Annotated in this window: 2 protein-coding genes; both read right to left on the bottom strand. The window is 62.2% G+C overall.

What is annotated here, in order from left to right; genetic code table 11:
- Window positions 1-971: Wadjet anti-phage system protein JetD domain-containing protein (locus JOZ76_RS16200; protein WP_291699679.1), on the bottom strand; the 971-nt coding region annotated here is incomplete at its 3' end.
- A 34-nt stretch (window positions 972-1,005) separates the two neighbouring features.
- A partial coding sequence (locus JOZ76_RS16195; RefSeq protein WP_291699677.1) for an SbcC/MukB-like Walker B domain-containing protein occupies window positions 1,006-3,081 on the bottom strand: 2,076 nt, incomplete at its 5' end.

Below are 3,081 nucleotides of genomic sequence, written 5' to 3'. Positions count from 1 at the left end.
GCCATCAGATGTGGTCGCAACGGCCGCTCGATGATCCGCTCGATGGTTCGGAAAATCCAGGTGCCATCCGGATCGATGTCCGACCAGTGATAGAACGGAACCTCCGTTGGAATGGCGCGCGCAAAGCATCGGAGGGCATCCTGCGTCGCAAAGGAAGGATATCCACCGACATAGACGGTCAGGCCACGGGCTTCCGGATCCGCCTCGGTGACATGCCGGTTGAAACTCGCAAAATTCTCGATCGTCAACAGGTATCGCGGCCTTTCTGTCAGCCGAACCCGATCGGCCTGCGCGGGCGGAATGCCGAAGTAAGTCGGCCGCGCGAGCGACAGCTTGGCCGCGTCGAAATCGACGCGCCCGGCAAGCAACATCGGAGGGGCAAATTTCTCCAGACCGAGGGTACGGAGCGCGTCCTTCGGATGAGCAGCGGGCGGCAATTCCAGCGCCGAGGCCAGGATCCGGACGACCGCCCCCTCGACCTTCTCCAAGGCCTTGCTCTCGCCGGCAATCCTTCGGGAAAACGTCCGATAGTCGACGCCGCGGTGCTTGCCTTCGAGGATCGCCTTGGCCAGCAGCAGCGCAGTGCGGAGCCGATCCGCGTCCTGCGCGGCAAATCCCTGCCACGCACCACCGCGATCCCAGGCGGCACGAATTGCGGCGATCGGGATTTCGAACTCGTTCGGTACATCGACCCCTTCGAGCAAGCAGCGGTGGGCCTGGGCAGCCCGTTCGCCGACCGGCCTGCGGCCGAGCAGATCGTAAAGTCGCAAGACGTCGTTCAATCTCACGCGTTCGATCTTGTCTTGGTTACGCCCCCTCCCCCTTACGATGCCGATTGCACCGGCAGCTTCCGCCTCCTGAAGCTGCTTCACGAAACTGTCGATCTCGGAGACGTCAGCGAAAGCGGAATAGTCCGGATACCCGAATGGACTGGCGGTGCCGCTTTCGTGGCGATCCAGCAGATCGTCCATCAACTCCCTCGCATCGGCAAACTGTCGCACCATGCTACTCGGCCGCCAGCTTCTTCAATTCGTCATCCGGGAGAAGGTCCGGATCCATTGCCCGCAGTTCAGTGCGAGCGCGCTCCTTCAGCTGGGCTACCGTGGCGCGGGCGCTTTCCCCGATCCGGTCGACTTCGACGACCGTGTCGATGTGCTCGAGAACGGCGATGCGTTTCTCGTTCGGCGCGGCGATGATGATCTGCAGACCGAGCTTCTTGTAGAAGCTCATCATCTGCCGCTGGTTCTTTCCGTCCATCTTGGAAAACGCCTCATCGAAGATCGCCAGCGACATGCCGGACGGCGGGTTGCCACGCGCCTTGCCGCTGGCGTAGACCGAGGCAAGTGAGGCTCCGATCGCGACATAGATCGGAACCTGCTGTTCGGCGCCCGATCCCGTACCGCGCCGCGTTTCCCACCGGGTGGTGCGGCCACTGACGATATCCTGCATATGGATCTCGAAGGTGAAGAAGTTGCGGTAATCCTCGAACTCGCCAAAATCCTTGTCGGGATCCTCGAGCAGCACTTCGATTTCGCGCAGCGTATCACGATGAGGAAAATCGTCCGGCACCTCATCGCCCTTGAACAGCATGTCGAGCGCTTCGGGCGAGGTCTTGCTGATCTCGATGATTTTCAGGATCGGCTGAAACTCGACCAGCCTGGTGTGATGGAACGAATATTTTTCGTTGTGGAACGGATGGTCCGCCAGCCCGCGGTTCATCGCGCTCAACTCGCGCTCCATCTTGCTGATTCTGGAGGTCAACGCGTTGATGAACTCGCCGCGCAGCAGGGTCGAAGCCTTGTCGGCAGCCTCCCTCGCCTGGCGCTCGTACCGGCGCAGTTCGTTCGTCTCCATCTCCTGGATCAGCAGGTCCATCCACGGCTTCACCTCGCGCAGCGGCTCGCTTTCGGTACCCACCTGCGAAACCACGCCGAACTTGTCGAAGTAGTCGCCGAGCGCCCGGCGGACCTGACGTTCGATGCCGTTGCGTTCCGCCTCAGCAACTTCGGCCGCCTTCGTGGCCGTCTCCGCAATCGCGCGATGCCGATCAGTGTCCGATTTCTTCGGTGTCGCAGCGAACCGGGCGCGATAGGTCATGCGGCCCGAAATTCGATCATAGAGCGGGAGGATCTTCTCATATAAGGACCAGGCCAGCCTGACGCTGAGCCGCGATCCGGGCATGCTATCGCCGCTTTCGATCGTGCTCTTTGCCTTGTCGGCCTCGGCGAAATGCTTGTTGTACACCCCCTGCTGAGTCCTACGTTCATCCAACCGAATGCCCCTCAGGCTTCGCTGCTCGCTTTGCTTGTCGCGCAAGCCGCCGTCGCCTTGACCATCCAGCGCCGCGATGCGCCTTTCGGCCTCCTCCTTCTCCTGCACGGCTTTCCCGAAGTCGGCCACAGTCGATGAGAACGTCCCGGTTCCGTTCTCGCAAAAACGGCGCAGCTCCTGATAAGCTGTGTCCGCGAGCCTCGCCGCCCCCTCGCTGCGCCGGCTTGCGTCCGCCAGCCGGTCGACTTCCTCCCGCATGTCCTGCAGCAGGCGAAGCTGGGCGGTCTTGCCGATCTTGAATGTCGACGGATCGGCGGCACGATGCGTCCGAACCAGACCATCATCGTAAAGACCATCCTTCATGATCGCCCGGCCCGGCTCGTTGAACTGGACGAGCGTATCGGCGAGCCGGACCGAGCCGTGCCGCCTGACGATGAAGGCAATGGCATCGGCGTCGTCGGTCTCAAAGATGGTCGGGAACGTACCCGGTTGCGGCTCGGTCTTGAGGCGATCGAGCTTGTTCAGGCTGACGAGCGAAGCTCTTCGGAATTCGCGCCGGCCTTCCTTGAAGAGCGCCGTGGCTCGCGCAATATCCGGGCGATCGACGAAGACCGCCTCCCTGTCGCGTCCGAGCAGGCCTTCGGCGGCTGCGGTCCAGCTTTGGTCCGAAATTTCGATGAGGTCACACAGGACCCGTGGGACCATGCCGGCCTGTCTGAGCCTCTGACACAACAGAACGGTGGCGTCGTCCAGATGCGCCGCCCCGCCCCCGCTGGAATCGATTCGGAGGCGATCCTGGAGTTGCCGAAC

Source organism: Bradyrhizobium sp., assembly GCF_019244115.1.
Lineage (GTDB): Bacteria > Pseudomonadota > Alphaproteobacteria > Rhizobiales > Xanthobacteraceae > Bradyrhizobium.
This window is presented reverse-complemented; position numbering and strand designations above follow the sequence as displayed.